30 protein-coding genes, 1 tRNA gene, 1 pseudogene and 1 riboswitch are annotated in these 26,237 nt (G+C 33.1%); of the genes and pseudogenes, 18 read left to right on the forward strand and 14 right to left on the reverse strand.

Going from position 1 to position 26,237, the window contains the following annotated elements:
* Positions 1 to 3: 3 nt before the first annotated feature.
* Positions 4 to 166: riboswitch (yybP-ykoY riboswitch) on the reverse strand.
* A gap of 57 nt (positions 167 to 223) precedes the next feature.
* The 4 genes from NST63_RS17210 to NST63_RS17225 all read right to left on the reverse strand — a co-directional run bounded on the left by NST63_RS17210 (position 224) and on the right by NST63_RS17225 (position 3,001).
* The gene (locus NST63_RS17210) at positions 224 to 694 is read right to left on the reverse strand and encodes a hypothetical protein (protein ID WP_341043073.1); all 471 of its coding nucleotides are present in this window, start codon (positions 692 to 694) and stop codon (positions 224 to 226) included.
* Positions 695 to 701: 7 nt separating this feature from the next.
* A complete protein-coding gene (locus tag NST63_RS17215; protein WP_212942196.1) occupies positions 702 to 857 on the reverse strand; it encodes a hypothetical protein in 156 nt (51 codons plus the stop codon).
* Between the two features lie 93 nt (positions 858 to 950).
* Complete coding sequence (gene nhaC, locus NST63_RS17220; RefSeq protein WP_341043074.1) at positions 951 to 2,336, reverse strand: Na+/H+ antiporter NhaC; 1,386 nt, start codon at positions 2,334 to 2,336, stop codon at positions 951 to 953.
* Positions 2,337 to 2,764: 428 nt separating this feature from the next.
* On the reverse strand, positions 2,765 to 3,001 hold the full coding sequence (locus NST63_RS17225) for a hypothetical protein (RefSeq protein WP_341043076.1): 237 nt from the start codon (positions 2,999 to 3,001) through the stop codon (positions 2,765 to 2,767).
* Positions 3,002 to 3,189: 188 nt separating this feature from the next.
* On the opposite strand from NST63_RS17225, the gene NST63_RS27795 reads away from it, so the two are divergent.
* Positions 3,190 to 3,480 (forward strand): twin-arginine translocase TatA/TatE family subunit, encoded by a 291-nt coding sequence (locus tag NST63_RS27795; protein WP_212942207.1) that lies wholly within the window; start codon positions 3,190 to 3,192, stop codon positions 3,478 to 3,480.
* Positions 3,481 to 4,244: 764 nt separating this feature from the next.
* Here the strand turns inward: NST63_RS27795 and NST63_RS17235 are convergent.
* The 6 genes from NST63_RS17235 to NST63_RS17260 all read right to left on the reverse strand — a co-directional run bounded on the left by NST63_RS17235 (position 4,245) and on the right by NST63_RS17260 (position 10,120).
* The gene (locus tag NST63_RS17235) at positions 4,245 to 5,828 is read right to left on the reverse strand and encodes a peptide chain release factor 3 (RefSeq protein ID WP_341043078.1); all 1,584 of its coding nucleotides are present in this window, start codon (positions 5,826 to 5,828) and stop codon (positions 4,245 to 4,247) included.
* A gap of 93 nt (positions 5,829 to 5,921) precedes the next feature.
* Complete coding sequence (locus tag NST63_RS17240) at positions 5,922 to 6,161, reverse strand: YueH family protein (protein WP_341043080.1); 240 nt, start codon at positions 6,159 to 6,161, stop codon at positions 5,922 to 5,924.
* Positions 6,162 to 6,515: 354 nt separating this feature from the next.
* Complete coding sequence (locus NST63_RS17245) at positions 6,516 to 7,544, reverse strand: DmpA family aminopeptidase (RefSeq protein ID WP_212942307.1); 1,029 nt, start codon at positions 7,542 to 7,544, stop codon at positions 6,516 to 6,518.
* A gap of 13 nt (positions 7,545 to 7,557) precedes the next feature.
* Positions 7,558 to 8,061 (reverse strand): S4 domain-containing protein, encoded by a 504-nt coding sequence (locus tag NST63_RS17250; RefSeq protein WP_341043082.1) that lies wholly within the window; start codon positions 8,059 to 8,061, stop codon positions 7,558 to 7,560.
* Between the two features lie 328 nt (positions 8,062 to 8,389).
* Positions 8,390 to 8,908: a hypothetical protein gene (locus tag NST63_RS17255; protein ID WP_341043083.1), complete on the reverse strand. Its 519-nt coding sequence runs from the start codon at positions 8,906 to 8,908 to the stop codon at positions 8,390 to 8,392.
* 156 nt (positions 8,909 to 9,064) lie between these two features.
* Positions 9,065 to 10,120 carry a M42 family metallopeptidase gene (locus tag NST63_RS17260; protein ID WP_341043084.1) on the reverse strand — a complete coding sequence of 352 codons (1,056 nt, stop codon included), beginning with the start codon at positions 10,118 to 10,120 and terminating at the stop codon, positions 9,065 to 9,067.
* Between the two features lie 128 nt (positions 10,121 to 10,248).
* Here NST63_RS17260 and NST63_RS17265 point away from each other — a divergent pair, with 128 nt between their 5' ends.
* Positions 10,249 to 10,698: an OsmC family protein gene (locus tag NST63_RS17265; RefSeq protein ID WP_341043086.1), complete on the forward strand. Its 450-nt coding sequence runs from the start codon at positions 10,249 to 10,251 to the stop codon at positions 10,696 to 10,698.
* Between the two features lie 58 nt (positions 10,699 to 10,756).
* Here the strand turns inward: NST63_RS17265 and NST63_RS17270 are convergent, their stop codons facing one another.
* Positions 10,757 to 11,800 carry an ATP-binding protein gene (locus tag NST63_RS17270; RefSeq protein WP_212942319.1) on the reverse strand — a complete coding sequence of 348 codons (1,044 nt, stop codon included), beginning with the start codon at positions 11,798 to 11,800 and terminating at the stop codon, positions 10,757 to 10,759.
* Between the two features lie 202 nt (positions 11,801 to 12,002).
* On the opposite strand from NST63_RS17270, the gene NST63_RS17275 reads away from it, so the two are divergent.
* The 13 genes from NST63_RS17275 (at position 12,003) to NST63_RS17330 (ending at position 22,836) form a co-directional block, all read left to right on the forward strand.
* Entirely contained in the window at positions 12,003 to 12,158 is a 156-nt protein-coding gene (locus NST63_RS17275; protein ID WP_341043089.1) for a hypothetical protein, read from the forward strand.
* Between the two features lie 136 nt (positions 12,159 to 12,294).
* Positions 12,295 to 13,269 (forward strand): Gfo/Idh/MocA family protein, encoded by a 975-nt coding sequence (locus tag NST63_RS17280; RefSeq protein WP_212942323.1) that lies wholly within the window; start codon positions 12,295 to 12,297, stop codon positions 13,267 to 13,269.
* 87 nt (positions 13,270 to 13,356) lie between these two features.
* A complete protein-coding gene (locus NST63_RS17285; protein ID WP_212942325.1) occupies positions 13,357 to 13,506 on the forward strand; it encodes a hypothetical protein in 150 nt (49 codons plus the stop codon).
* A gap of 107 nt (positions 13,507 to 13,613) precedes the next feature.
* Complete coding sequence (locus NST63_RS17290) at positions 13,614 to 13,784, forward strand: hypothetical protein (protein WP_169793004.1); 171 nt, start codon at positions 13,614 to 13,616, stop codon at positions 13,782 to 13,784.
* Between the two features lie 1,401 nt (positions 13,785 to 15,185).
* Complete coding sequence (locus NST63_RS17295; protein ID WP_212942329.1) at positions 15,186 to 16,172, forward strand: CgeB family protein; 987 nt, start codon at positions 15,186 to 15,188, stop codon at positions 16,170 to 16,172.
* A gap of 71 nt (positions 16,173 to 16,243) precedes the next feature.
* Positions 16,244 to 17,230 (forward strand): CgeB family protein, encoded by a 987-nt coding sequence (locus NST63_RS17300; RefSeq protein WP_212942330.1) that lies wholly within the window; start codon positions 16,244 to 16,246, stop codon positions 17,228 to 17,230.
* A gap of 108 nt (positions 17,231 to 17,338) precedes the next feature.
* Positions 17,339 to 18,310: a Gfo/Idh/MocA family protein gene (locus tag NST63_RS17305; RefSeq protein WP_212942331.1), complete on the forward strand. Its 972-nt coding sequence runs from the start codon at positions 17,339 to 17,341 to the stop codon at positions 18,308 to 18,310.
* 61 nt (positions 18,311 to 18,371) lie between these two features.
* On the forward strand, positions 18,372 to 19,019 hold the full coding sequence (locus tag NST63_RS17310) for a DUF1796 family putative cysteine peptidase (protein WP_341043094.1): 648 nt from the start codon (positions 18,372 to 18,374) through the stop codon (positions 19,017 to 19,019).
* Between the two features lie 443 nt (positions 19,020 to 19,462).
* Positions 19,463 to 20,251, forward strand: coding sequence for a hypothetical protein (locus NST63_RS17315; RefSeq protein ID WP_341043097.1), 789 nt, complete (start codon positions 19,463 to 19,465; stop codon positions 20,249 to 20,251).
* A gap of 5 nt (positions 20,252 to 20,256) precedes the next feature.
* The gene (locus NST63_RS17320; RefSeq protein ID WP_212942336.1) at positions 20,257 to 20,721 is read left to right on the forward strand and encodes a hypothetical protein; all 465 of its coding nucleotides are present in this window, start codon (positions 20,257 to 20,259) and stop codon (positions 20,719 to 20,721) included.
* 14 nt (positions 20,722 to 20,735) lie between these two features.
* Positions 20,736 to 21,203, forward strand: a complete 468-nt coding sequence (locus tag NST63_RS27800; RefSeq protein WP_373312599.1) for a CBO0543 family protein — start codon at positions 20,736 to 20,738, stop codon at positions 21,201 to 21,203.
* Positions 21,204 to 21,468: 265 nt separating this feature from the next.
* Positions 21,469 to 21,972, forward strand: coding sequence for a GNAT family N-acetyltransferase (locus tag NST63_RS17325; RefSeq protein WP_341043101.1), 504 nt, complete (start codon positions 21,469 to 21,471; stop codon positions 21,970 to 21,972).
* A 312-nt stretch (positions 21,973 to 22,284) separates the two neighbouring features.
* Positions 22,285 to 22,836, forward strand: a complete 552-nt coding sequence (locus NST63_RS17330) for a hypothetical protein (protein WP_212942340.1) — start codon at positions 22,285 to 22,287, stop codon at positions 22,834 to 22,836.
* A gap of 220 nt (positions 22,837 to 23,056) precedes the next feature.
* On the opposite strand, the gene NST63_RS17335 is transcribed toward NST63_RS17330, so the two are convergent.
* Both NST63_RS17335 and NST63_RS17340 read right to left on the reverse strand, forming a co-directional pair.
* On the reverse strand, positions 23,057 to 23,530 hold the full coding sequence (locus tag NST63_RS17335) for a GlcG/HbpS family heme-binding protein (protein WP_212942342.1): 474 nt from the start codon (positions 23,528 to 23,530) through the stop codon (positions 23,057 to 23,059).
* 340 nt (positions 23,531 to 23,870) lie between these two features.
* A tRNA-Val gene (locus NST63_RS17340) sits at positions 23,871 to 23,943 on the reverse strand.
* Between the two features lie 171 nt (positions 23,944 to 24,114).
* On the opposite strand from NST63_RS17340, the gene NST63_RS17345 reads away from it, so the two are divergent.
* From NST63_RS17345 to NST63_RS17355, 3 genes are all read left to right on the forward strand, one after another.
* Positions 24,115 to 24,804 carry an alpha/beta hydrolase gene (locus NST63_RS17345; protein WP_436580156.1) on the forward strand — a complete coding sequence of 230 codons (690 nt, stop codon included), beginning with the start codon at positions 24,115 to 24,117 and terminating at the stop codon, positions 24,802 to 24,804.
* Between the two features lie 88 nt (positions 24,805 to 24,892).
* Positions 24,893 to 25,405, forward strand: a complete 513-nt coding sequence (locus tag NST63_RS17350) for a YjcG family protein (protein WP_212942345.1) — start codon at positions 24,893 to 24,895, stop codon at positions 25,403 to 25,405.
* A 7-nt stretch (positions 25,406 to 25,412) separates the two neighbouring features.
* Positions 25,413 to 25,835, forward strand: coding sequence for a GNAT family N-acetyltransferase (locus NST63_RS17355; protein WP_341043104.1), 423 nt, complete (start codon positions 25,413 to 25,415; stop codon positions 25,833 to 25,835).
* 59 nt (positions 25,836 to 25,894) lie between these two features.
* Here the strand turns inward: NST63_RS17355 and csaA are convergent.
* A pseudogene (gene csaA, locus NST63_RS17360) lies at positions 25,895 to 26,227 on the reverse strand (chaperone CsaA).
* Positions 26,228 to 26,237: the final 10 nt, after the last annotated feature.

Here is a 26,237-nt window from a genome sequence, read left to right on the forward strand (position 1 = left end):
TCTGAACGAAAATCACCTATACAGACAAAAAAGACCCCTGCCTATTATAGGCAAAGGTCTTGCTAGACATAGATTATGCCAACAAAGCCGATGGAATTCATCCATGGAATGACGACTTTGTTTTAGATGTATAACACATCTAACGCTACTCCCCTTTGACAATTCGTCAAAAGATATTCGTTTATAATAAAAGTATAGTGGAGAATATATTAAATTTCAACTACTAATTTTTTAACTTTTTGAACTTTATTATTATATATTGAATAATGAAACCAATTCCTAAACCGGGTATTAAGAAGATCATCGGTAAAAAGACAGGTCCGATAAAAATACCATTGACATACACAAAAGGTGAATACATTAATCCAATTGTAACAAAATAAGCTCCAAAGGCAAAAGGAATATACTGATAGCGTTTCTCTTTATCCTGAGCCATTTTAAAGGCATCCCACATAGCAAACATATATAGACACGGGTAAAACATTAGCCATTGATAATCAATTACATTAGCGGCTTCAGCTGTTTTTCCTAAAAAGCTCAACATAATTCCCTTATTAAAATGACTGTTTACATTAATTATAAATTCAAGACTGACGAAAAATAGTCCTTTAATAATGGAGCCCGATAATAATTGTGAAAATCCTGGTAGTGCAATACTCCACAAAATGGCTTCTAATGGTTCAACCTTTTTCATTTGTTCCTTATGAAAATCTCGTAGTTTCAGCTTCATCTGGTTCCGGTCGTTGAAGAAATCTTTCATACGAAGCTTGGAGTAATTTCCCACTAGGAATACTATCATTCAAAAAATCAATCCATAAGCTTGAAAAATCCAATGTCTCTCTATCATTATTCTCCATCATTTTTTCCTCCTATTCATATCCATATAATTTCCAAATTCGAAATTAATATTCCTATAAACAGAGAAGAAAAATACATTCAACCTTATATCATTAATTTTTATCAATCATTGTTAATGTCTTACCAGTAAATCCAAAAAGAATCGTTAGCAGTGGAGATAACAGACAGAAAAAGGCAAATGGAAAATATTCTAATGTTGAAACACCTAGTACATTTGTTAGAAATACTCCACAAACACTCCATGGAACTAATGGATTGACTACGGTTCCGGCATCTTCTAAAACTCGTGAAAGATTTTTATTTGCTAAGCCAACCTTTTGAAATGATTGTTGAAAAGATTCGCCTGTTAAAATAATAGATAAATATTGTTCACCAATAAAAATATTAATTCCTACAGCTGTTAGAGCAGCTGCCATTATCACAGATCTAACTTTATTTAATATCTTTCCTAATGATTGGAGTAACACTGGTATTATTCCTAACGCAAATGTTAAACCTCCCATACTTAATGCTAAAATTATTAATGATACCGTAAACATCATACTATTTATTCCGCCCCTAGTCAGTAGACTATCAATGGCTGTATTGCCCGTTTCAGATACATATCCATTGAAAAGAATACCGAATAACTCTTTCCCGGAAGTAAAATGATGAAAATAGGAAAGTATAACTGCAAAAATTGAATTAAATGCTAAAGTAATGAAAGCAGAAATTTTTTTCATGGCAAATATAACTAATACAAGTATCGGAAGCAAACTATACCAATGGACTAAATTTGTCTGCATCAAACTTTCTTGATAGCTGATTAAGCGATGTAAATTAGCAGAAGATGCATTCGGTGATATGATTGCGTATACGATTAAACTAATAATAAACCCTGGGACAGTTGTCCATGCCATATTCCTGATATGTTCAAACAAATCAACCTTCATCATCATTGACGCAATACTTGTTGTATCAGATAAAGGTGACATTTTATCACCAAAAAAAGCACCTGAAACGATAGCACCAGCGGTTATAGCTAATGATGCATCAATAGCAGAAGCAACCCCAATAAATGCTACCCCTAATGTTGCAGAGGTTGTTAACGAACTACCGATGGCGATTCCCACAATCGCTGTCGTAATAAAAGCAATAGCATAAAAGAAGTGAACAGAAACTATTTTAAATCCAAGATAAACCAAAGTGGGAATTGTCCCACTAATCATCCACGCAGAAATTAACAGTCCAATCAAAAAAAAGATAAAGATAGCAGAGATACCTGATTTTGCTCCATTGGTCATCCCATCTTCAAGTTTTTTAAAAGGAACCTTCCTTATTAACCCATATAGAATCAATAGAAAAATTGTTAGCAAGATTGGAATATGAGGAGCTGCAGAAAATTTGATAATTCCACCGCTAATTAATCCTACAATACAAATAACAAGGATAATAGCTTCAATTATTGTTGGTGTGTAAACTTTTTTAATACTAAACACGACATTTTCCTCCTATGAAGATTTAATTCAGTTCATACAAAAAGGAGAGCATCCCCATCCCAAATTAGGGACGAAGACACTCTCCGCGGTACCACCCTAGTTAATGACCAAAGTCATTCACTCTTAAATTCCTATTTTTACATACGGTGTATTTCATTTCTATTGCCGCCTGAATTCTCAGCCCCCATTCAGTCTCTTCATGCTGCATCCAATAGAATTACTAGTGTCCGATATAGGAAAACTATATAAGCTTTTACACTTAAACGCTTTTAAGCTTTTATGCAATAAAGTATTTTAATATAATATATCATGTTTTTAAAATAAATCAAGAAAAAATTAAAAGACACCTGGCTAAAATGATATGGAAAAGAACCTCTTAGGATGCTTAAGAATTAATAATTATTTAAATAATCGAGAACCGGTTATCCTTAATATATTTTTCCATATTCATTACAATTAAACTCGATGGTAAATACTTTTTCAAACGACACTCCAAGCGAAGTTAAAACACCTTCAATACGGATAATATATTTTTGACCTCCGTCAACTAATGATGCCTTATACGAAGTCTGATCCCATTTACCAGGAACTCCTGCTTTTTGGGATGTTACATCGTTTACAACAATAAATAATTGTTTCTCTAACTTTTTATTATTTTGAAGCAATCAACGTCCTTTCTCATCAACAGTCAAAAGTTCCTTCCCCCTCTCATAAAAATTAGACAATTCTGCGAAAATTTTTGTATCATCAAAATAATTACTATTCTTATGTTATAGTAGAAAATGAAATCATTAGAATAAATAGTCAAACTAATGTAAAATGAATGAGTATTAAATATTAAGGAGGGTTTCATGTGATTAATGCAGAGGGACTAATAGTCATTGGAGCAGTTGCATTAATTCTTTTTGGGCCAAAAAAATTACCTGAAATAGGTAGAGCAGCAGGAAAGACCTTAAGAGAATTTAAAAATGCAACTAGTGGGTTACTAGAGGATACAGATACAAAAGACAATCATAAAAATCAAAATTTCCAATCTCAAAAGGATCAAACGAACAATATTTCAGTATCAACCGCTAATGATTTAACAGAAAGTTCATCCCCCAGTAGTGAAGATGCTGAAAAAAACTTAAACAATTCAGTTTAATAACTTAATAATTTTGGAGGGTAAAATGAAAGAATCGAATTCAAATGTTGTTATATGGCTTTTAATATTATTAACAGTCCTTATACTTTTTGGTGGTACTGCTCTTAGTTACTATTTATTTGGAAGATAAATAATCGCCTTCTTAAAAGAAGGTTTTTTTTGAGCCCACAAACCATTTACTATATTTTATTTCAATAATCGTTATTTTTATTACAAGTTGTTATTTGTTAATTTTAACAAATATAGGACTCAAACTGGTCAAATAAATATTTTGAAACAAGGTGAAATCATTTAAAAGGGAATGACCTTGAATTTTTCTATTGCATTTTACTATACGCGGGCTCTCTTCTTTCATTCTCTACACTCATATTACTCTTAAACTTTGATGACAAAGTTAACAAAATAAAAAGCCCAGTCATAAATAAAAAAACATTCGAATAAGAACGTTTCAAAAATGTTCACACCAAACTTGTCATTATCTCTAGACCACATACTAATTTCTTTGCCTATTTATGCTCTCATTTGTTTACACTAAGAATAAACTGTATCTCACGTTGCAATTTATTGAATGACTCTCCATTTTTTTGATATTTTTAAAAAAACAGCCAGTTTTTTTACATACTTTTAGCGGTATCATAATTATTCCTAGTATAAAAATTTATTCATCGCTAGTTAATGAACTTCCCAGCCATGCAGATATTCAAGCTACTATGAATATATCCACATGACCGAGAAAATGGATGTATGAAAAATCTCAAAAATTATTAGTTTTCTTGAAAGCCTTCTAATGCATCATATAATTTGATCTCTGGATGTTTATCTTGAAACCATCTAAGGGCAAAATCATTTTCAAATAAAAATAACGGTTTATCAAAACGATCTTTCACTAATAAGCTTCGTGAACTAGATAAGGATTCATTCACTTGATCCTCATTAATCCAACGTGGAATTTTCGATCCGATCGGCTCCATAATAACATCAGAGTTATATTCATTTTTCATCCGATGAACAAATACTTCAAATTGTAATTGTCCCACTGCACCTAAAATATAATCTTCCATACGGTATGTTTTATATAACTGAATCGCACCCTCTTGAACAAGCTGATGAATTCCCTTATGAAAATGCTTTTGTTTCATTACATTTTTAGCAGATACTTTAACAAAAAGTTCCGGGGAGAATTGTGGTAGCTTTTCATAATTAATTAATTGTTTTCCAGATGTAATGGTGTCGCCAATTTGGTAGGTGCCAGTATCATATAAACCGATAATATCACCACTAACCGCTGTATTCACTGTGCTTCGATCATCAGCAAGGAATTGCGTAGATTGCGATAACTTCATTGATTTTCCCGTTCTAGAAAGGGTTACATTCATACCACGATCAAACTGACCTGAACAAATCCGAACAAAAGCAATTCGATCTCGGTGTGCAGGGTTCATATTTGCTTGGATTTTAAACACAAACCCCGAGAAATTATCATCTGCTGGATCAACTGTACCAACATCAGACGTACGTGGCTGTGGAGGCGGTGCAAATTGTAAATATGTTTCAAGAAATGTTTGAACCCCAAAATTTGTCAATGCACTCCCAAAAAATACAGGAGTTAATGTCCCATTGGCAATTCGTTCATTCGAAAATTCATTTCCCGCTTCATCCAAAAGAAGTATCTCCTCTAATGCCTGTTCATAAAGAGATGATTGCTTGATTGGTGAATCTCCTTCAAGTTCTCCATCCTCATTCAACGGTAAAAATCTTTCTTGTTCTTCTACACGAAATTGTTCGATACGTTTATGATAACGATCATAAATTCCTAGAAATTCTTTCCCCATTCCAATCGGCCAGTTCATCGGATACGATTCAATACCAAGTACTTCCTCTAGTTCAGCTAGTAACTCAAGTGGGGTTTTTCCTTGCCGATCAAGTTTGTTAATAAATGTAAAAATAGGAATCCCCCTCATCCGACACACTTTAAATAACTTTAATGTTTGTTCCTCAATCCCTTTAGCTGCATCTACGATCATCACCGCACTATCAACCGCCATTAGGGTACGATATGTGTCTTCACTGAAATCCTGGTGCCCAGGTGTATCGAGGATATTAACCCGTTTTCCATCATACTCAAATTGCATAACAGAAGATGTTACAGAGATCCCTCTTTGTTTTTCAATCTCCATCCAATCTGACGTTGCAAATTTACCTGATTTTTTTCCTTTTACCGTCCCTGCTGCACGAATGGCTCCTCCAAATAATAGTAATTGCTCAGTTAAAGTTGTTTTTCCGGCATCTGGGTGAGAAATAATTGCAAAGGTTCTTCTTGATAGAACCTCATCTTTTAATGAAGTCATGTAGTAAAATCCCTTTCTGTTGTAAATTCATTACTCATTTAATTTAATCATTTTTTCATTTTCACATTGGATTCACCTTAGCATCTATATATTTTACATTTCTCGTGTCCACTGATTAATACGATGTCCAAGTGTGATGGCTTCTTGTTCATCTAATTTGGAACTAAGTGAATGAATGATTTGATTTAAAAATTCTTCACCAAAATCATCATATGTAAATTTTGTTGACCATTCTAAGGTAGGAACAGCCACCACAAAGTATTCGTCTTTTTTATTTTCATATATAAATATGTTTAACTCAGCATCACTAAGTATAGTTTTACGAATTTTCATTTTCAATCCTCCAGTCACAAATTATATTATAAAGGAAAAAGGGGGAAGAAAAAAACAAATTCCGTGAGCCAATAAAAAAAAGACTTCCGTAAAAAGTTTCCACCCTTTTTCGAAAGTCTTTATTTCATTTAATTATTGATAAATAAAGAAAGGCTGTTTTTGTTTAGTTTGTTAATTTTGTAAAAGCCCAACTGCCAGCTTTTACACCAATAAAGGATTCAGCGATTCTTATGGAGTTTGCAGCTCTTTTCTCAGTGAAATGAAAGGTGTAGCAGTCTTTTGCCGATAGTTATTGGTTAAAAACTGTTGTTAAATAGCAATGTTTGAGAAAAGAGCCTAAAGAATAAAACTTCTTTAGCTTTTCCTATGAATAGGTGCTTTCTCTCCTACTCTTCCTTTTCTCCCACTTGTCGTCTCAGCTTGTGAAAGGGAATTTAGGATAGCCTCCTCCGTTGCTTCTGCTACTGCTTGAAAAAGAAGATTCATGATTGGATGATCGTCATGTAAAACAGTGACTTGTGCTGCTGCTTTAGATGAGTAATGTTGGATAGTTTCTGCATTAGAAAAAGCAATAACAACATCCCCACTCCCGTTGTGGATATGACTTCCTATTCTACTCAAACCGACCACACATCTTTTTGCCAGCCTTTTTAACTGGCGATCTGAAACCGGAGCATCTGTTCCTAAAATCATCATAATAGAGCCATCAGGACGTTCTTTATCGTCGTCCCCTACCGAATTAGCATAACGAAATTCATCCTTACTTCCAAAATTACTCTGTACAAGTATTCCTACAGTAAAGAAAGAATCCCCTTCAGAGATCAAACGTGAGGAACTTCCTATTCCCCCTTTGTAACCAAAGCACATTGTACCAGTACCTGCACCAACTGCTCCTTCTTCAGCCTGTTGATTTGTTGCACATTGTATTGCTTGAATTGCATGTTCTGGTTTCACAGCCAAAAGTCGTGCAGAATTTAAATAACTATCATTACATTCACCGACAATGATATTGATGGAACTTGTAGAGTCACCAATAGCAGGATTTTCAGCCAACATATATTGAAGTGTTCCCTGTAAAACGGGGCCAACACTAAATGTATTTGTCAACATAATAGGTGACTCTATACAACCTAATTCTTCCACTTGAACAAGGCCAGTTGTTTTTCCAAAACCATTTGCCACATAACAAGCAGCTCGAACCTTTTCTAAAAATAAATTCCCTTCATGTGGTAAAATAGCTGTCACTCCTGTACGTATACACCCATCATGAATATCCTGATTTAATGTTATATGCCCAACCTTCACTCCCTTTACATCTGTTATACAATTTTTACTACCTGTTGGAAGATTCCCTACTTCAATCCCTAGTTCCCTTGCTTTCATGTATAACGGCCCCCTACGTGATGATTACTGTAATAAAATCACTTTTAATTAATTTTTGACTTGGTTTACAGACTTTGTCATTTACTTGAATCTCGTTATTTTTGATCTTCTTGACAATTTCTGTTCGACTCCACCCTTCCAGACTTTCAGCTAACAATTTATCCAGACGTACAGCTCCATAAGCCAGATTAATTTTAATACGTATTTGGGTGTATCCCTGCTCTCTTAAAGATTCAATTTGTAAACTATATTTATTATCATTTTCAATAGCTATTAACTCTTCTCTTACTTTCGCATGCTCAGTGTAAGCTTTATAAATACTAAGCTTTTGATTCCATGTATGGTCCTTTGGACATTTAAAAATAGCATATCGATAAATATTTTTGCCGTTTGAATTATGACGTCTAATAAGAGAATCCTTAAACTCAACTGTTTTACCACAATTTTTACAATAGCGAGTAATTACTTTTTCCATTGATTGCTCAACTAAATTCCAAGATAAATCCAGCACATTCATTTTCCTTCACCTCTATAGATAAAGGAACGTAACATCTATTTGGATGTATTAGTATTAAGTTATATTGAAAAACAAAAAGAGCTTCCCTAAAAAAGAGAACCTCTGTTAGCTTATAATACTACAGATTCGTTCCGTTCCTTTGTAATGGGAATAATAGACAGACTCCTCCCTAGGTGAAAAACATTAGTTTTCCGGAGAGTCCTATCCAATTTTTTTGATCCATTACAAAGTAGTTATTGGCATAAACAGTAACGAGTCCTTTCTATCCAAATAGTTTAGATGTATTTTAACACAGAATTTAAAGATTAGCCATAACTTTCTGAAATCATTAAGCATAATAGAAATTAATTAACATCCATGAGCCTGCCTTTAAACGCTTCATTTTCTGCCAACTTTCTATGGCTTTAAAAATTGCTTCTGTTTTTTCCTTAGACATTTGAAAATTGCATACATCTATTAATTCCACTAACTGTTTCATCTGATAGGAGTTAATATTTTGTGCTCTGTGTGGAAGAGGGGGAATATTAATTGGATTATTATCTATAATAGTCTGAAGAGCATGAGCAATAAATGTCCAATCATTGTGTTGGGTAGTTTTTATTTGCTGCCAGCGTACTAATTTAGGGATATACATAAATTGATAATAAGCTGGATCATCAATTAAATTATCCACCTCTGTACTGCAAATCCCTCTAAGTAAAAAATCCTCCCGAATGTTTTGTCTCTCATTTTCAAAAATGTCATTAAGTATTTTTAAAACAAGTATATCTTGTATACATTCTAAATTTTGACCGTCTACTATTCTTTCACATTTGGAAAGAACTTTCTGGAATTGATCAACGTCCATATCAATATCCCTCCCATCTTATAACTTTACATAAATAGCAACATTGTTTGAGAAAATAGCAGAGGATAAAAAGAACCCTAATTTATCGATGTAAATTAAGGCTCTATTTGATTAAAATGATGATATTAGATAGCTAAGGATGTATAGTAAGGCTGCTTATTGCTCTACCATTGGTGACTGTATATATGCATATAATAAACGCTCTGTATTAAAAATAGATGTTTCATGTGTACGCTCAAATGCGTGCGATGATTCTATTCCTGGACCAACCAGCCCATGTACAATATCAAATCCTGCACGAATGGCAGCCGATGCATCAGATCCATAAAAAGGGTAAATATCAACTTTATATTCTATTTGGTTTTCCTTCGCCAAATTGACCAAATGTTTGCGTAAACCATAATGATATGGACCACTTGAGTCCTTCGCACAGATAGAAACAGTATATTCATCTGATGCCTGACCGTCACCTAATGCGCCCATATCAACCGCCAAATATTCAACTGTTTCTGGTGTAATATTTGAATTTCCTCCATAACCTATTTCCTCATTATTTGAGATAAGAAAATGTGTTGTATAAGGTAATTCAATATTATTTTCTTTAATATGTTTGATAAGCTTTAATAAAATAGCCGTACTTGCCTTATCATCTAAATGCCGTGATTTGATGTATCCTGAGTCGGTAATTTCTACACGAGGATCGAAAGAAACAAAATCACCCTCTTCAATTCCTAAAGCCCGTACATCTTGTTCGTTAAATACCTTTTCATCAATTCGAACTTCAATATTATCTTCATTTCGTTCCGCCTTGCCTGCATCTTTATATACATGGACAGATTGTTGATGCATTAAAATGGTTCCTGTATATGTTTTTCCCGTGGAGGTTTCAATTTTGCAATATTCCCCTTCTACTGAGTTCCAACGAAAACCACCAATCATCGTTAGTTTTAGTCGACCATTTGCTTTTACTTCTTTAACCATTGCCCCTAAAGTATCAACATGAGCAGTAAGCATGCGATGCTGCTCATTGTTTTTACCTGGAATTGTAACGATTAGTCCACCCTTACGATTTCGATACATACTTACATTGGTTTCTTTTAAATACTGCTCACAAAAATCAATGACTTGCTTCGTATTTCCTGAGGGACTAGGTATTAGAACTAACTTCTGAATTAATTCCATTGTTTCTTTGGAATTGCCATATGTATTCATGTGTATCTCTCCTATTTTTTATTTCAACTTTTATTATATTGAAATATTTCGAAACAAAATAGTCATTCGCATTATTTTTTCGATTTTTCTAATAGTAATGTATAATTATGTAAGAGGAGGAATGCGAAATGGAACAACACCGATTTCTTTTAAAAGCAGATTGGCCAGGTGGTAGAAATGAGGTTGGGTTTATAGAAACAAGTAATTTAAAAACAAAAATATCAATCCCAACAGAAATGGATGGCCCAGGAATTGGTACAAATCCAGATGAAATGCTACTTGGGGCTGCGGCTACATGTTATATCATTACACTTGCAGCAATGATGGAAAGACGAAGAATTCCTGTTGAAAGCTTAACACAAGAATCAGAAGGTATCGTTGAGGTTGATAAAGGTGTAATTACATATAAAAAAATTATTCACCGTCCAAAAGTGATCTTGGAAAGAAATTGTACAGCAGATCAGATTGATACAGTAAAACAGCTAACAGAACGTGCAGAAAAAAGCTGCATGATTTCTAGGGCAATCCAAGGAAATGTAGAAATTGGCTTGGAGGCAATTGTGGAGCTGTCAAATTAGTGAAAATGGGATGTCTCGAAGTGAACGCTAGCTATTTATGAGACATCCCTAAAATGTTCTACCCTATTGGTAAGCGAATGATAAAGGTGGTACCTTTATTTAAGACACTTTCGACAGTTAAGCTTCCATTGTGTTCTTCAATAATATTTTTACAAACCATAAGTCCAAGTCCATTCCCAGATTGCTTTGTTGTAAAAAATGGTGTACCTATTTTATGTAACATTTCCTTAGATATTCCACATCCTTCATCACTGATAGAAATGTTTACATACTGTTTCTTTCTTTCCTCAATGCGAACAATCAATTTCCCACCATTTTTCATAGATTCTATCGCGTTTTTTATTATGTTTATAAATAACTGTTTAATTTTTGCTTCATTACAGCTAATTTGAATGGGCTTTTTAGGGTAAAAAGTATGTATTTCAATATTATGGCTATTTGTTTCTGGTTCTAAGAGAATGATGCTACTATTTATTAATTCATGTAAATGATGCAATTGATTCTTTCGCTTCATTGGTTTACCAAGGATCATTAATTCTTTAGAAATAATTTCTATCCGGTTAATTTCATTTTTTATCACATTAAAATAATGATTATTATGTATAATTCCCGCCTTCATTAATTGTAAAAAACCCTTAACAGATGTTAATGAATTTTTTATTTCATGAGCAATTCCGGCTACCAACTCTCCAGTTAATGATAATTTTTCTGTGTGCTCAATATAGTCCAACATCTTTTTCTCACTGGTAATATCTTTTGATATGGAGAGAATTTCTACAGGTTGATAATTTCTATCTCTCACAATGGATAATGTTGTTTCTACCCAAATCAAATGACCATCCTTATGCATCATTCGATATTTAACGGTGTCGATGTCATGTTTAAGCTGAGTGAACTTTTCTCTTATATCTATTCGATCTGGATCAATAATAAATTCGAAACATGATTTTCCAATCATCTCACTAGGAGTAAAACCTATAATAGATTCTGACATGGAAGAAACAAAAGTATAAACACCATTTAATTTTAAACGGGCGATAATGTTATTTTCACATATCTGCCTTTTGTTTACTTTTTGCTCACAATTATTTACATTAGGCATCAATCCTTTGCCTCCTTCCAACTGTAAATTTTCCAGTTAGATTGCTTTGACAATACTATATAACATGGTAAATCAAACCAATGTCCTTATAACTATATTACTAAATTCATGACTTTTGAACCATATAATAAAATGATTAAATCTTGCAAGTGTTATTACTATTTCGTTGGAGACAATAATCCTATGCAAAGGAGGTGTTTTGATGTTAAAAAGGAAAGAACTAAAACCAACCGTTGCACCAGGGATGAACGATGCGGAAGAATTAAATGAAGAAGCTACCGAACAGGAAATTGAAACTGGGGATTATACAAGTGTGACAACATTATCCTGGGATGAAGTGGATCCAAGTGAAACTTAACTGATTTATTTTTGACAGCTACAAAAGCTGTCTTTTTTGCTTCTTTAAACGATTTTTCTGCTCAAATTTAGAATGACTCAAAGTCAGGAAACATGTAGAATAACATTATCTAGATGTATGTTAGGAGTGTTAATAAATGAGACTTGCAACAATAGGTACTAACTGGATTACTTCAACTTTTATCGAATCTGCCAAAAAAACGAATCAATTAACTTTACAAGCTGTCTATTCTCGTTCAATGGAAAAAGCAAAGGAATTTGCAGCATTGCATGGGGCAAAAAATTATACGGATAATCTTCAAGAACTTGCAGAAAATCCTGAAATCGACATTGTTTATATTGCCTCACCGAATTCCCTGCACTTTGAACAAGCCATACTTTTTCTTACCCATAGCATCCATGTCATTTGTGAAAAACCTATTTTTTCAACTACAGAGGAATTGGAACAAGCCTATAAAATAGCTGAGCAGCATGGGGTTTACTTATTTGAAGCAATACGAAATATTCATACCCCAAATATGGAACAATTAATTAAACATTTATCATGCATCGGGAAGGTACGGAGTGCAAATCTCCACTATATTCAATATTCTTCGAGGTATGATGCATTTTTAGACGGAAACATCCCTAATGTCTTCTCACCAAAATATTCAGGCGGGGCATTGGTTGATTTAGGGGTATATCCTCTTTCACTTGCAATCAAACTTTTTGGAGAACCTGAAAACATATCCTATCATCCTGTTATTTTAAATAGTGGTGTGGATGGAAATGGTACACTTATACTAAAATATAATGATTTTACCTGTACGATCATGTGCTCAAAAATTTCTCAGTCCTTTATGCCCTCAGAAATCCATGGGGAATCTGGTACCATTGTATTAAACAGCGTCACACCAACAACTTTAGAATGGATTGACCATAAATCCAATAAAAGAACATCATTTGAAGTACAACAAGATGAACATGATATGATCTATGAAATTAACACCTTCATTCAAATCATCCAAACAAAAGATAACAACACATACAACGAATTAAAACAATTAAGTACAACAGTCCTTTCAATAACAGAAAAAGCTCGAAAAGATAATAATATCATCTTCGGGGTCTGACCCCCACCGCTTTAAATCGATAAAGCAATACATACAATTTTTATTTTGGGACAACCTACTATCGAATGAACTGGGAGGTTGTCCATGATGTATGAAGAAGAACGATTTGATCAGTTTGAGGATTTTTCTAATATTTATTTAGATAAAAAATATTCAATTTGTCATTTTTGTGACGGTTATGGTTATGATATATACTCTAATATTTGCGAACATTGTTCAGGGGTAGGGAGGATCTAGTTTTTGTTTTCGTAGAAATTCATTAAAATTCTACAAATTCCCCCTTCACTTATGGTACATAGTTACTATATAATGAATATGACTATATACTTAGGGGGAACAGTATCGTGATAAGAGAGGATGAATATCTACTTTTTATCAAAGAAATGGGACGCCTTTTTCAAGATTTTAATCATTGTAAAGATGAAGAGATCAAAAAAGAAATTCTCGATGATATTATGTTATTAAGTAATGTGATCAATCCAGATCATGAGCTTTCTTTTCGTGCAATCGTGTAATTCTCTATAATCAATCCTAGTGATGATTCTCCATTACTTCTCAAATAATTTTTCCTCAAAGAATACATCCAAAACTATAATAAAATATAGCTTAATTTATAGGAATTTGGTAACATGTGATTATTACATCGCCTTTTCATAACTTTTCTAGTTTTCATAAATTTTATGAAAGGGATAAATTTAGAGATTCATTTGGGGGTATTCCTATGAAAAAGATTGCTCTTATTGCATTTTCTGCAATTGTCTTTCTAATGCTCATATTTATTATTGTAATGGAGATCTATCCCTTTTCCTAAATAGATATACATAAAAAACCTGCAATCTTTGCAGGTTTTTTTATGTATTTTTTCATTTATATGGCAATGATATTGAATAGAACACTATAGCGAAAGGATCGTCGTATTGTGCTAAAGCTAGCTATGGAATACTTACCATTTGTAGGGTTTGGTTTTACTACTATTGTTTTTATCATCGCTTTTAGTGCTAGTATAATAAAAAAAGTCAAAAAAGGTTGATATTTACGAAAGCTTAATTATGAGTTAACAAAATCTTAGTAATTCTTCTATACACTTACATTGTATCCAAAAAAAGATACTTTCCCCCTTTTGGAGTGGGTTGACTTGGTTCTGCTGAGTTTACCTACTCTTAAATTTTTAATTATATTCAGCTTATCTCTTTCCAACAAGCTTCAACCATTTCACTCCTCACTTTGGATTAGCTCTAGGATCTGCAATTAGCAAGATATTGAACATTATTCTGTTTTTTATAATGAATCAAACGATGAGCTCCCCAACCAAAATGATTTCGATCAGTAGCTTTAAAAGACATACCTAACACTAGTTGACCAACAATAAGTCTTAAAACAATCACTGCCAAAACACACATTGTGTATAAATGCAGCTAGTCAATCAATTCGAAATGATATTGGACCTTTATTTACCACATACATGTTAGAAAAAATGGTTAGAAATATCACTAAAAGATGCCATGAAAAAAAGGTTAAATAACTTTCCCTTTTTATTACATTCCTCCAAATTGCCAAAAGAAGCAACCAAATGTCAAGATTGTTTAACGATTAGTACAGACATCACACCAATACTATATCTAGCATTAACTAGTCTTTTTTCAGATATAGTATTTCTTTTGAAGTCTAGCTTCTTGTTAAACAATCTTTTTTCTATGTTTTTCTAACCAAATTACTAATAAAAAGTTCTGAACACATTTATCACTGTATTGGACATCCGTCGTTTCCAAGACAATAAAACGGAATAGGATACATTAAAAGGCTACTTTCGCATAATTCTTATGCAAAAACACTTTCATTTTTTCCAATGTGATAATGAGTATAGCATGATAATTAGTTGCAGAGAGGCCAATACAATTATAGAAGGGACTATCTTCATGAAGGTACTTTTTATCGATAGCAACGAAGTTTTAATGAACCTACTTCCAAATGGATTTTCAAGTGCTGGACATGAGATTATGATCTCTGGTTCTATTGCAGACTTTACACATCTTTCCACGATGATGGACCAATTTTCTCCAGATTTAGTCGTAACATATGGTTGGGGACAGGAACAAACTCATGAAAAACAATATATGATAAAAACCTGTGTTCAAGCTAGACAAATTCCGCATGTCTATTGGTCAGTTGAAGATCCACTTTATACAGATAACTTTGTCGTTCCATTAATTATGGTAAGTCAACCTGATTATATTTTCACTATTTGTTCTTCCAAAATTAGTTATTTTCAATCTTTAGGATTTCGTGCTGGTTACATGGATTGGGGTGTTCAGCCAACCATTCATTACCCAACAACACCTGACCCTCAGTATGCAGTTGATATTGCAGTTATTGCTAATTCTTATGATTGGATATTAAATCAATATTCAGTCGATCAACGCATGGAATCGATACGAAATTTAGTCATTCCTCTTGTAGCAAACAATATCAGAGTTGATATTTGGGGCAAAGGCTGGCAGGAAATGTTTGCATATTTGGGACTTACTATTGATCCAACTTGGTTGCATGGTCCTCTTCCCTTTCATGAATGCAACAAGGTGTATAATTCTGCAAAAATTAATATTGGTTTTCAGAATTACACAACACAGGTAACTCAACGAACCTATGAAGTTCTTGGAGCAGGAGGCTTTTTATTATCTCAAGATACACCTGCTGTTCGGCAACTGTTTGAGCCAGGTAAACACCTTGTAGTATCCTCTTCTCCTCAGGAAACGCTAAATAATGTTATCTACTATTTACAAGCTGAAGGAGAAAGACAAACCATTGCAAATCAAGGATATACAGCAGCCCTTCAACACACCTATCGAAATCGAGTTGAATATATGCTTCAAGTTCTAAGAAACGAGGGTATTTTGTCACTTTAAACTTTTAAATGCAATAGCCCATTTGATATCAGTTAAGCAAACAAACAATTTATTTTGAAAGGATGTATTCAATGAGAGTATTTTGTTTTGATAGCAATGATGCAATGATGCATTTGCTCTCAAATGGTTTTCGTGATGCAGGTCATGAAGTATTAGTTATGGGGGCGGACAATTTAGATGCCGTCGTAAATTCTCTGGAACTTTTTAAGCCAGAGCTTGTGATTACAAATGGTTGGGGATTAGAACAAACGGTTGAAAATCAAATTTGGATAAAAAACTACGTAAAGCCAAGGAATATTCCGCATGTTTATTGGTCAATTGAGGATCCTTCATTTACATCAACCTTTGTACTACCCTTAATCCAACGTACTGAACCAGATTATGTTTTTACACTTACTGCACCTATAGTTGATTATTACCGATCTTTAGGAATTAAAGCTGCACATTTAGATTGGGGCTATCAGCCATCGATTCATCACCCTGTACCACCTATACCTGAGTATAATTTTAATATTGCCTTAGTAGCCAATTCATATGAATGGGTCTTTGATACTTGGAATATTGATTACCGCATCGAATCAATGAAACAATTGATTTGCCCATTAATAGAAAACAATGTACGTATAGATATTTTCGGAAAAGGGTGGGAAAAAATAAATCCTTATATCGATATGGAAATCAATCCAGATTGGATTCATGGGACTTTGCCCTATCTCGATTGTAAAAAAATATATAGTTCTGCAAAAATAGTCATTGGATTACAAAATTTCACTACTCAAGTCACTCAACGGACTTATGAAATTCTTGCAGCAGGCGGGTTCCTTTTAACATCTGACACCCCTGCAGTAAGACAGCTTTTCTTACCTGGTCGTGACCTAGTGGTGTCCTCAAGTCCCTATGAAACATTAAATTTAGTACATTATTACTTACAAAACGAATGGGAAAGAAAACAGATTAGTAGCTTAGGAACAGTTGCAGTACAGCCCCACACTTATAAAGCTAGAGCTGAATATATTTTAAATATTTTAAAAGCAGAGGGTATCTTACCAGCAATATAAAATACAATTAATATCTTTTGAAGAATGAAAAAAAGATATTTCTTCCAAACTCCAATAAGGAAATTAGACTTTTGTTAATAAGTGTATATGAATGAGTGGTGAATATATTTGAAAGCAATAAAATTTGGTATTGCTGGAGTTGGAGTAATGGGCAAAAACCATTGCAGAATTTTAAGTATTTTAAGAAATGTAGATTTTATAGGTATTTATGATAAAAATCAAAGTGTTTGTGAAGACATCGCTAATACTTATAATGTGATAGCTTTTTCTACTTTTGAAGATATGCTTTCTAAAGTGGATGCAGTCATAATTTCTGTACCAACAACATTTCATTATAGTTATACCTACGAAGCTATTCAAAATGGCAAACATGTATTTGTAGAAAAACCGTTTGTTAGTTCATTAAAGGATGCTGAGAAATTAATTGAATTCAGCAATACCATTCAAAACTGCGTTATTCAAGTAGGACATATTGAAAGATTTAATCCAGTCATTCAAAGGTTGAATGACATAATGGATTCCTCAAAAATTATTAGTTTGGAAGCAAGTCGGTTATGTGCAACGGAACGAAATCTTGATGTAGATGTCGTTCTCGACCTAATGATCCATGATATTGATATTATTTTAGACCTTGCGAACAGTCCTTTAGTAAGTGTAACAGCCATAGCTGCTTATTCATCACAAAAGGATGCACAGCCCAATATCGTTAATGCTTTATTAAGGTTTGAAAATGGGATTATTGCAAGTCTTATTGCTAATCGTTCATCCCAAAAATCCCTAAGAACGATTTCGGTTACTGAACAAGAACGTGTGCTCACAGCGGATTACTTGACGAAGGAACTTCTTGTTTATAATAGACCTATTTTCAATCAATACCTTTCAACAACGATTGATAACTCAATTGAAAAAATCAAAGTACCTCCCATTGAACCTTTGCAGGCAGAAATCCAACATTTCATACAATCGATTCAAAACCAACAAACACCTATTGTCAGTACTAGTGAGGCAACAAAGGCACTATCTGTTGCTATGAAAATAAAAGAGTCAATTAGAAATGGTAAAACCATCTTCTTCGATTAAGTATCAAATGATATGACACGGTAACAAAAAGGTAAGCATATTATTCTAGAGGAATGATTTTATGAAAATAGAAGATATTAAAGGTTCATATGATTACATCGCAAGCATTGGTGATAACTGCCAGCCGGCCCATCAATTAGACCGATTACAATTGCGAAAGTCTTCTGGACCATTTGATTGGATTGCAACACGTTCATTAGATGTTATTAGTTTACTTATAAGTAATAAATTCACAAATTTCATGGATAATAATTACCTTGTCATCGATGGCCAGGATCCTGGTAGTCACTACTATAATGTCAGAGAAACACTATATAACCTCTACTCAATGCATGATTTTCCTATAAGGAATGATTGGACAGCATCGTATACGGAAGCAAAAGCTAAATTTGATAGAAGAGCCCAACGCTTTTTGCATCAATTAGAAAACTGTCAATCGATTCTACTTGTTCGATTAATGGGAACCTCTGAAGAAGCTGTAAGATTAAAATCTGTCTTATCAGGAATTGTAAAAGGAAACTTTACCATTCTTCTCATTAATTATCATGACAATAATGAAGTGTTGGATCTTAACTTGATCGATGAGAATATTTGCTCGGTCCTCATTCCTAATGACCCAAATCGATGGGAAGGGAATGATGATGCATGGAGTGAATTGTTTAATGGAATCACATTGACTGGAAATTTATTAGGAAATAATGATTTCTAAGGCTAGCCCTTTAGTTTAGACAATAAACTTATATTGTTTAAAGCTAAAGGGCATTTTCATTATTTATAAGAGAGTAACGATTAAAATCTTTTGTAGCACTGAGCGATTTGCAGTTTCTTATATCCTTGGGTTATCCTTTCCCCCTCTCTTTTTTATTACCTCTATTCAAGAAAATAAAATTAGGCGTAATACTCATTTGATATGCTCAATAATCCCCAACTACCGCTATTAAAATTGTCATTCTCTCTTTATATATCAAAATAACCAATTTTCCCCACAAGAAGTAAGTAAGATGTTTTTTCGTTCCCATTACATAACTCTTTAGTATTTAAGCTTTTTCAAAAAAATAAGATTCTCTAAAATAGAGTCGGTAAAGAAATCGGATAAAGAATCTAATTTGTGGAAAACTAATTTCAATAAAAATTGACTATAGGTGACATTTAATGGACAATTACTCAAATGATAATACCGCAAGACGCTATAGAGCACATGTAAGTGTTGTTGGTACTACGCAAATTCATTTAAGAAACCCTTACATAATCGGGTGGTGGTCCGCTGCCTTTCCGGGTTTTGGTCATCTTCTTTTATCAAAATATATCAGAGGTTATATGCTTTTTATGTGGGAAGTTATTGTAAATTTAAAGTCTAACCTTAATCTTGCTATGGTTTATTCCTTTCAAGGTAAAATCGACTTGGCAAAGGATGTTTTGGATACAAGATGGCTTCTTATGTATATTCCTGTTTACCTCTTTGCTATCTGGGATAGTTATCGTACTACGGTTGATCTGAATAAGGTTTCTTTATTAGCAGAACACGAAGAACATCGAATTAATTCTTTTAGCTTAGGTGCGATAGAAATCAATTACCTAGACAAAAGGAGCCCCTTTCTATCAGTAATTTGGTCGCTTTTTATTCCAGGATTGGGACAACTTTATATACACAGGATATTAACCTCGTTTTTCGTCATCATATGGTTAGTTATATTTTTTTATTATTCACATGCTTTAGAAGCGATCTCCTTATTATTTTTAGGGAAGGTTCAGAAAAGTATTTCAGTTCTGGATCCACAATGGCTTTTATTTATTCCATCAGTCTATGGATTTTCGATTTTCGATTCTTATATGAATACTGTTGAAAATAATAAGCTTTATGAAAAGGAACAAAGAAAATATTTACAAGAACATTATCAAGCTTCAAGCTTTCGAATTATAAAAGGGCAAAAAGTGAAGTGATTAGTATGCAATTATATTCAACATTTGAAAATAGTATTTTTTTAGAAATGGCTATCGCTACTTTAGAGAAGAAAGGGATACATAAGGAGAATATTTTTGCAGTTCCCTTGGACAATCGGACAGAAGAAAGAAAAATGTTTGATTCTATTCATCGTTCAGATGGAACATCACTTGTTGATATCGGAATGGCACTTGCGACAGGATTTTCAGTGATTGGTGCTAGTATTGGTTTTAAACTCTCATGGGGCCCTATTTATTGGGGGTTAATTAGTGCATGTATTGGATTTGTTTTGGGATTTATTATTAGACTTTTTATTGAATGTGTAATTAAAAAGAGAAAAAGAATTTTAAAGGGAAAGCATTCTGAAGTTATTCTAATTATCAATTGTGAAGAAAATCAGGCAGAGTTTATTGAAAACATACTTTGGAGTCACTTTGCTTTAGGAGTAGCTAAAATAATGCATACGTAGAAAGGACATTTGATTTGTGGAAATTAATCATTATTATATTTATCATTTTTAACATAATAGCCTTTGTTATTCCTAAAAATATAAACAAAATAGAAATATATGCAACATGCTTTTTTGCTTTTTCCTATGGTTTAATAACCGATATAATATTGGATTTACACTATCATCTTTATGGTTATATCCATAAAGGGTTTGACTGGGGAGGATTACTCAGTACTTTTTTATATTTCCCTTCAATCAGCTACTTATTTCTTAATTTTTTTCCTTTTGAAAAGAGGTTATTAAACAAAATATATTATATTTTAGGATGGTCTATATTCTCGATTATTTTTGAATGGTTTACTTTAATAACTGGATTTTTTTACTACAATGGATGGAAATTCTGGTATTCAGGATTATTATATCCACTCATATTTTCATCTCTTGTTCTCAATATGAAATTCGTTAAAAGGATTAACCAATACGCTGACGGTCAAAATTAACCATTTTACATCAAAGTAATAACCGTAATTTTTTTACTTAAGCATTTTATAATTCACAGCTGATATTTTTGGGGTTACATCACTAAATTGTTAAACATTCCCTATTAGATCATGTAGGAGACATTACCAATTTTCTTTATATATACTTTTTAAAAAAAGAAACTAATTTAATTAGAATAAGAAATTCTACTTTTTATTGCAATAATCATATTACGTAATACAACATAAAATTAGAGTTTAAACGATATCTCCAAGGGAGCCTATTATGTCAGAAAACATAACATTTAAAGATGCAAGTATTGAAGATTTACCGATTATTGTTGAGATTTATAACTCAACCGTTCCAAGTCGAATGGTAACTGCTGATACTGAACCTGTATCAATAAACGATAGATTAGGTTGGTTTAATGAACATAATCCAAAAAAAAGACCTTTGTGGGTTGTAGAATATGAAGGCCAAATATGTGGTTGGGTAAGTCTTCAGTCTTTTTACGGAAGGCCCGCTTATAATGCTACTGCTGAAGTAAGTATTTATTTTCATGAAAGTTTTAGAGGTAAAGGATTAGGGAAGAAGATTCTAAAAAAAGTTATAGAGGAATGTCCTAACCTTAGTATTGATACCTTACTTGGATTCATCTTTGGACACAACGAGCCCAGTATTGGTCTATTTTCAAGTTTCGGTTTTGAGAAATGGGCTCATCTACCGGAAGTTGCTATATTAGATGGGATTAAGAGGGATTTAATTATTATGGAAAAAAAGATTTCTTAGCTTTATGAATTTACTTTTTTTAAATTACTGATCGATTTGATAAATCACGGAAAATATTGAATCTAACTCAGTAAGAGTTAAATTTCCAATTGAAGGAAAAAGCAAAAACCCTAGAACCGTTAAGGCTCTAGGGTTTGGTTGTTCTGACTGGGGCTTGAACTAGCGCCCCCCATCTTGACAAGTTGATATGCTATAGGGGTTCATTAGTAAGAATCATTGTTAAATAGGGTTATTATTATTAGTATTAGGATAGGAAAAGAAGTCCAAAGTAGGGTTATTCCATAATTCTTTACCGGATGGGGGTCCAAATAATTGAAAAATGTGCTTATTTTATCTTATGGTAGTAATTTAGATTATAATCATATTGAGTATTTGCTAAAAGATCGTTTAATGCCTTATTTAGAACTTTATAATAAACATAATAAAAACATCTCAAAAAATCCTGAAATTAATCTTATGTACGACACTTATGACGTAAATAGAGAGAAACACAAAGAAAATAAATATGCCTTTAAACACTTTTTTATTAGTGATGCCCAATTGCAAGGATTTGAATACTCACTCAAAAAATTAAAAGGTTACCATTTTAGGTGTGATCCCAGAGTAAGAGGACACTATACTGTTACTATTAACAACAAAGAATATTCAGCTCGTGTTTACCATAAGTTAGACCCTAAAGAAGGGTTAGTTTTCCTTGATGAAGAGGAGTACAGTAATATTGAATTAAGAAAAAAAATACATTTATTACCCCAGAATCTTCATTGGCTTACTCTTTCTTTAGATTATACATTTGAAGAAAAAGAAGTAAAAGTTAGACAGTGGATTAAAACTATCATTGAGCATGTAAATTCAATTAATAATTAATTCCTGTAATTTTGATAATAACAGAGGAAAAAACAATTACTAAAAAGCCCTTCCTTATGAGGAGGTTTTTTATTTTCTTTAAAAGTTCTAGGAATCCAAAACCATCTCTAATACTGAATAAAAATATGGAATTAGAAGTGATGCTTATAAGTAGTGGTACATAAAGGCGTTGAAAATATACAGGAAATCTAATAAACCCTCGTTCGAGAGAAAGGATTACTTATCCGATGTAATATGGTATATATCCTATTCCAGTATTTTTAACTGAATCTCTTGACTTTTTATCCATTTTCTCAAATGCTCGAACCACAGCATTAGCAATCTCAGTGTCTTGAGTACTAGTACCACCACTTACTCCAATTCCTCCAACAATTGTCCCATTGCTCACTAATGGGATACCTCCCCCTAAAATGACAATTCTTCCATTGTTGGTTGTGTTGATACCAAAAGACGGACCTCCCGGTTGTGCAGCTTGGGTTAAATTCGCTGTTGGTTGTTGCATACTTACACTCGTCCAAGCCTTATTAATAGAAATATCAATGCCTGCAATTCGAGCATGTTCCATTCGATGAAAAGCAATTAAGTTTCCTCCGTTGTCAACAATTGCAATATTGCTTGAAAGTCCTATTAGTTTAGATTTTTCCTCCGCTATTGCTAATAATTGTTTTGTTACTTCTGATGTTAACCTAAGCAAAATAACCACTCTCCTCTTATTAGTATTTATAATGTATGAAAATGATACAAAAATGGTGTATTTTAATCATATAAATGCATGAGGAATGGAAATAAACAATGTAGGAAGAAGTTAATAATAATAATAATCACATTAACGAATAGATTTTTAATAAATCCAACAAAAAAGCCCTCTCAATTGATAAGGGATATTTAACATTAAGTTTATTGGATTGCGTAATGAAAGCATATTTTCTTCTCAAAAGTAATAGTATTTAAGCATTTCGTCAACAAAACCTTAACACTTGATGCTAAGAAAAAGTAAAAACCCTAGAACCGTTGAGGCTCTAGGGTTTGGTTTATGATTCTGACTGGGCTCGAACCAGCGACCCCCACCCTGTCAAGGTGGTGCTCTCCCAGCTGAGCTACAGAATCATAATAATATGCTAGGACAATAATAAATATAAGTGAATTCGATTTATATGTCAATATTTTTTTTGAATAAACATAGAAAGTATTTCCTTTTTTATTTTTTCGAAGTAATATTAGTTATAGGAGATAGGAGGATGAATCTTGACTACATCAAAAAGCACCATTAAAGATTTTATGTTTGATAGTAAGGAATTAGGGGAATCATTAAATATCTTGGTCTATTTGCCAGCTAATTTTTCACCATTATATAAATATAATTTATTAATTGCACAAGATGGGAAAGATTATTTCCAGCTTGGGAGAATTGCACGTGTTGCAGATGAATTATTAGAAAACGGAGAAATTGAAAACGTTATTATTGTTGGCATTCCTTATCGAAATGTTCATGATCGTAGAAAAAAATATCATCCAGATGGTGAACAAAATGCTGCCTACATACGATTTTTAGCGCATGAGCTTGTTCCATATTTAGATCAGCACTATCCTACATTACATGTTGGGAATGGACGAGTTCTTATTGGAGATTCTTTAGGCGCAACAGTATCATTAATGACTGCTGTGAAATACCCAAATATATTTGGGAAAGTCATCTTACAATCACCACTTGTTGATGAAAAAGTATTAGAAGCCGTTCGAAACCATCCTAATCCGCAATTACTGGATGTGTATCATATTATAGGTTTAAGAGAAACAGAGGTTAAAACCACAAATGGAAATATAGAGGATTTTCTGACACCAAATCGCGAGCTACATCAGCTTCTTGGAGAAAAAGGGTATCCTAATTTTTATGAGGAATTCGATGGGAATCATACATGGAAGTTTTGGCAATCAGATTTAAAAAGAGCATTAAAAATGACTTTTTAGCATGAAAAGTGTTTATTATGTTAAATTTTCCGAAAAATTGTTATAATGGTAGTATTCTATCCAACAAATTTTAAGGAGGTAATAAAATATGAAATACGGTATTGTCATGTTTCCATCTAAACAGCTACAAGATCTTGCAAATTCCTACAGGAAAAGATACGATCCCCATTATGCGTTGATTCCTCCACACCTTACTCTTAAACATATCTTTGAATCTTCTAATGATGAAATAAAAGATATTACGGAAAAACTTACTAAGCTTACTAAACAGTTCGAACCAATGAAAGTGAATATTACAAAGGTAAGCTCATTCCAGCCTGTTAATAATACGATTTATTTCAAAGTTGAACCAACAGAAGAATTGGAACAATTACACAAGACATTATATGCTGAACTACCTGGTGGAGAACCTGAGTATGCATTTGTTCCTCATATTACGATTGGCCAAAAGCTATCCAATGATGAACACTCAGACGTATATGGTCAGCTTCGGATGCTTGGGATCAATCATGAAGAAATTATTGATCGAATCCACTTATTATATCAGCTTGAAAACGGATCCTGGACCGTTTATGAAACATATCGCTTAGGAGAGGAATAACTAAATCGTGAAAGCTATTCAAGCAACTACTGAAGAACAATTAAATGATGCTTTTAAAATTCGTAAAAAAGTTTTTGTGGAAGAACAACATGTTGATGTTGCAGAAGAAATTGATGAGTACGAGAATGACTCAATACATTTTGTGCTATATGATGTTCAAAAGGCGGTTGCTGCAGGTCGCTTCCGAGTTGTCGAAGGAAAAGGGAAAGTAGAACGCATTTGTGTTCTCCCTTCCTACCGTGGAAAAGGTGCAGGGAAAATGATCATGGATGCCATACATAGTTATGCATCTGGCATGGATATCAAGGTGCTAAAGCTGAATGCTCAAACCCATGCCATCCCTTTCTATGAAAAATTAGGATACCAGGTGGTTTCTTCTGAATTCTTAGATGCTGGAATTCCACATAAAACTATGGAAAAAGAAGTATAAGTATTCTTATAATTGGAGACTAGTTTGTACATTATCTATGTATATTCTCGTCTCCTAATTTATGCGATTGACGTTCCATTGGGCACATCTAAAGTGGGCTGAAGTAAAATTACATCTCCTTTTTCAGGAACACCTCCAAGAACAAGGACTTCAGATTTATAACCAGCAATTTTACGGGGTGGAAAATTTACAACTGCCACCACCTGGTTTCCGACTAATGCTTCTGGTGTATAACGTTTGGTAATCTGAGCACTCGATCGTTTAATACCAATTTCTTAACCGAAATCAATTTCCATTTTAATAGCAGGAATTTTTGCTTCTGGGAAATGTTCTGCTTTGATTACTGTTCCAATTCGTAAATCCAACTTCAGAAAGTCATCAATTGTTGCCATATGTTCACTC

The organism is Heyndrickxia sp. FSL W8-0496 (assembly GCF_038007825.1).
Taxonomy (GTDB): Bacteria; Bacillota; Bacilli; order Bacillales; family Bacillaceae_C; genus Heyndrickxia; species Heyndrickxia oleronia.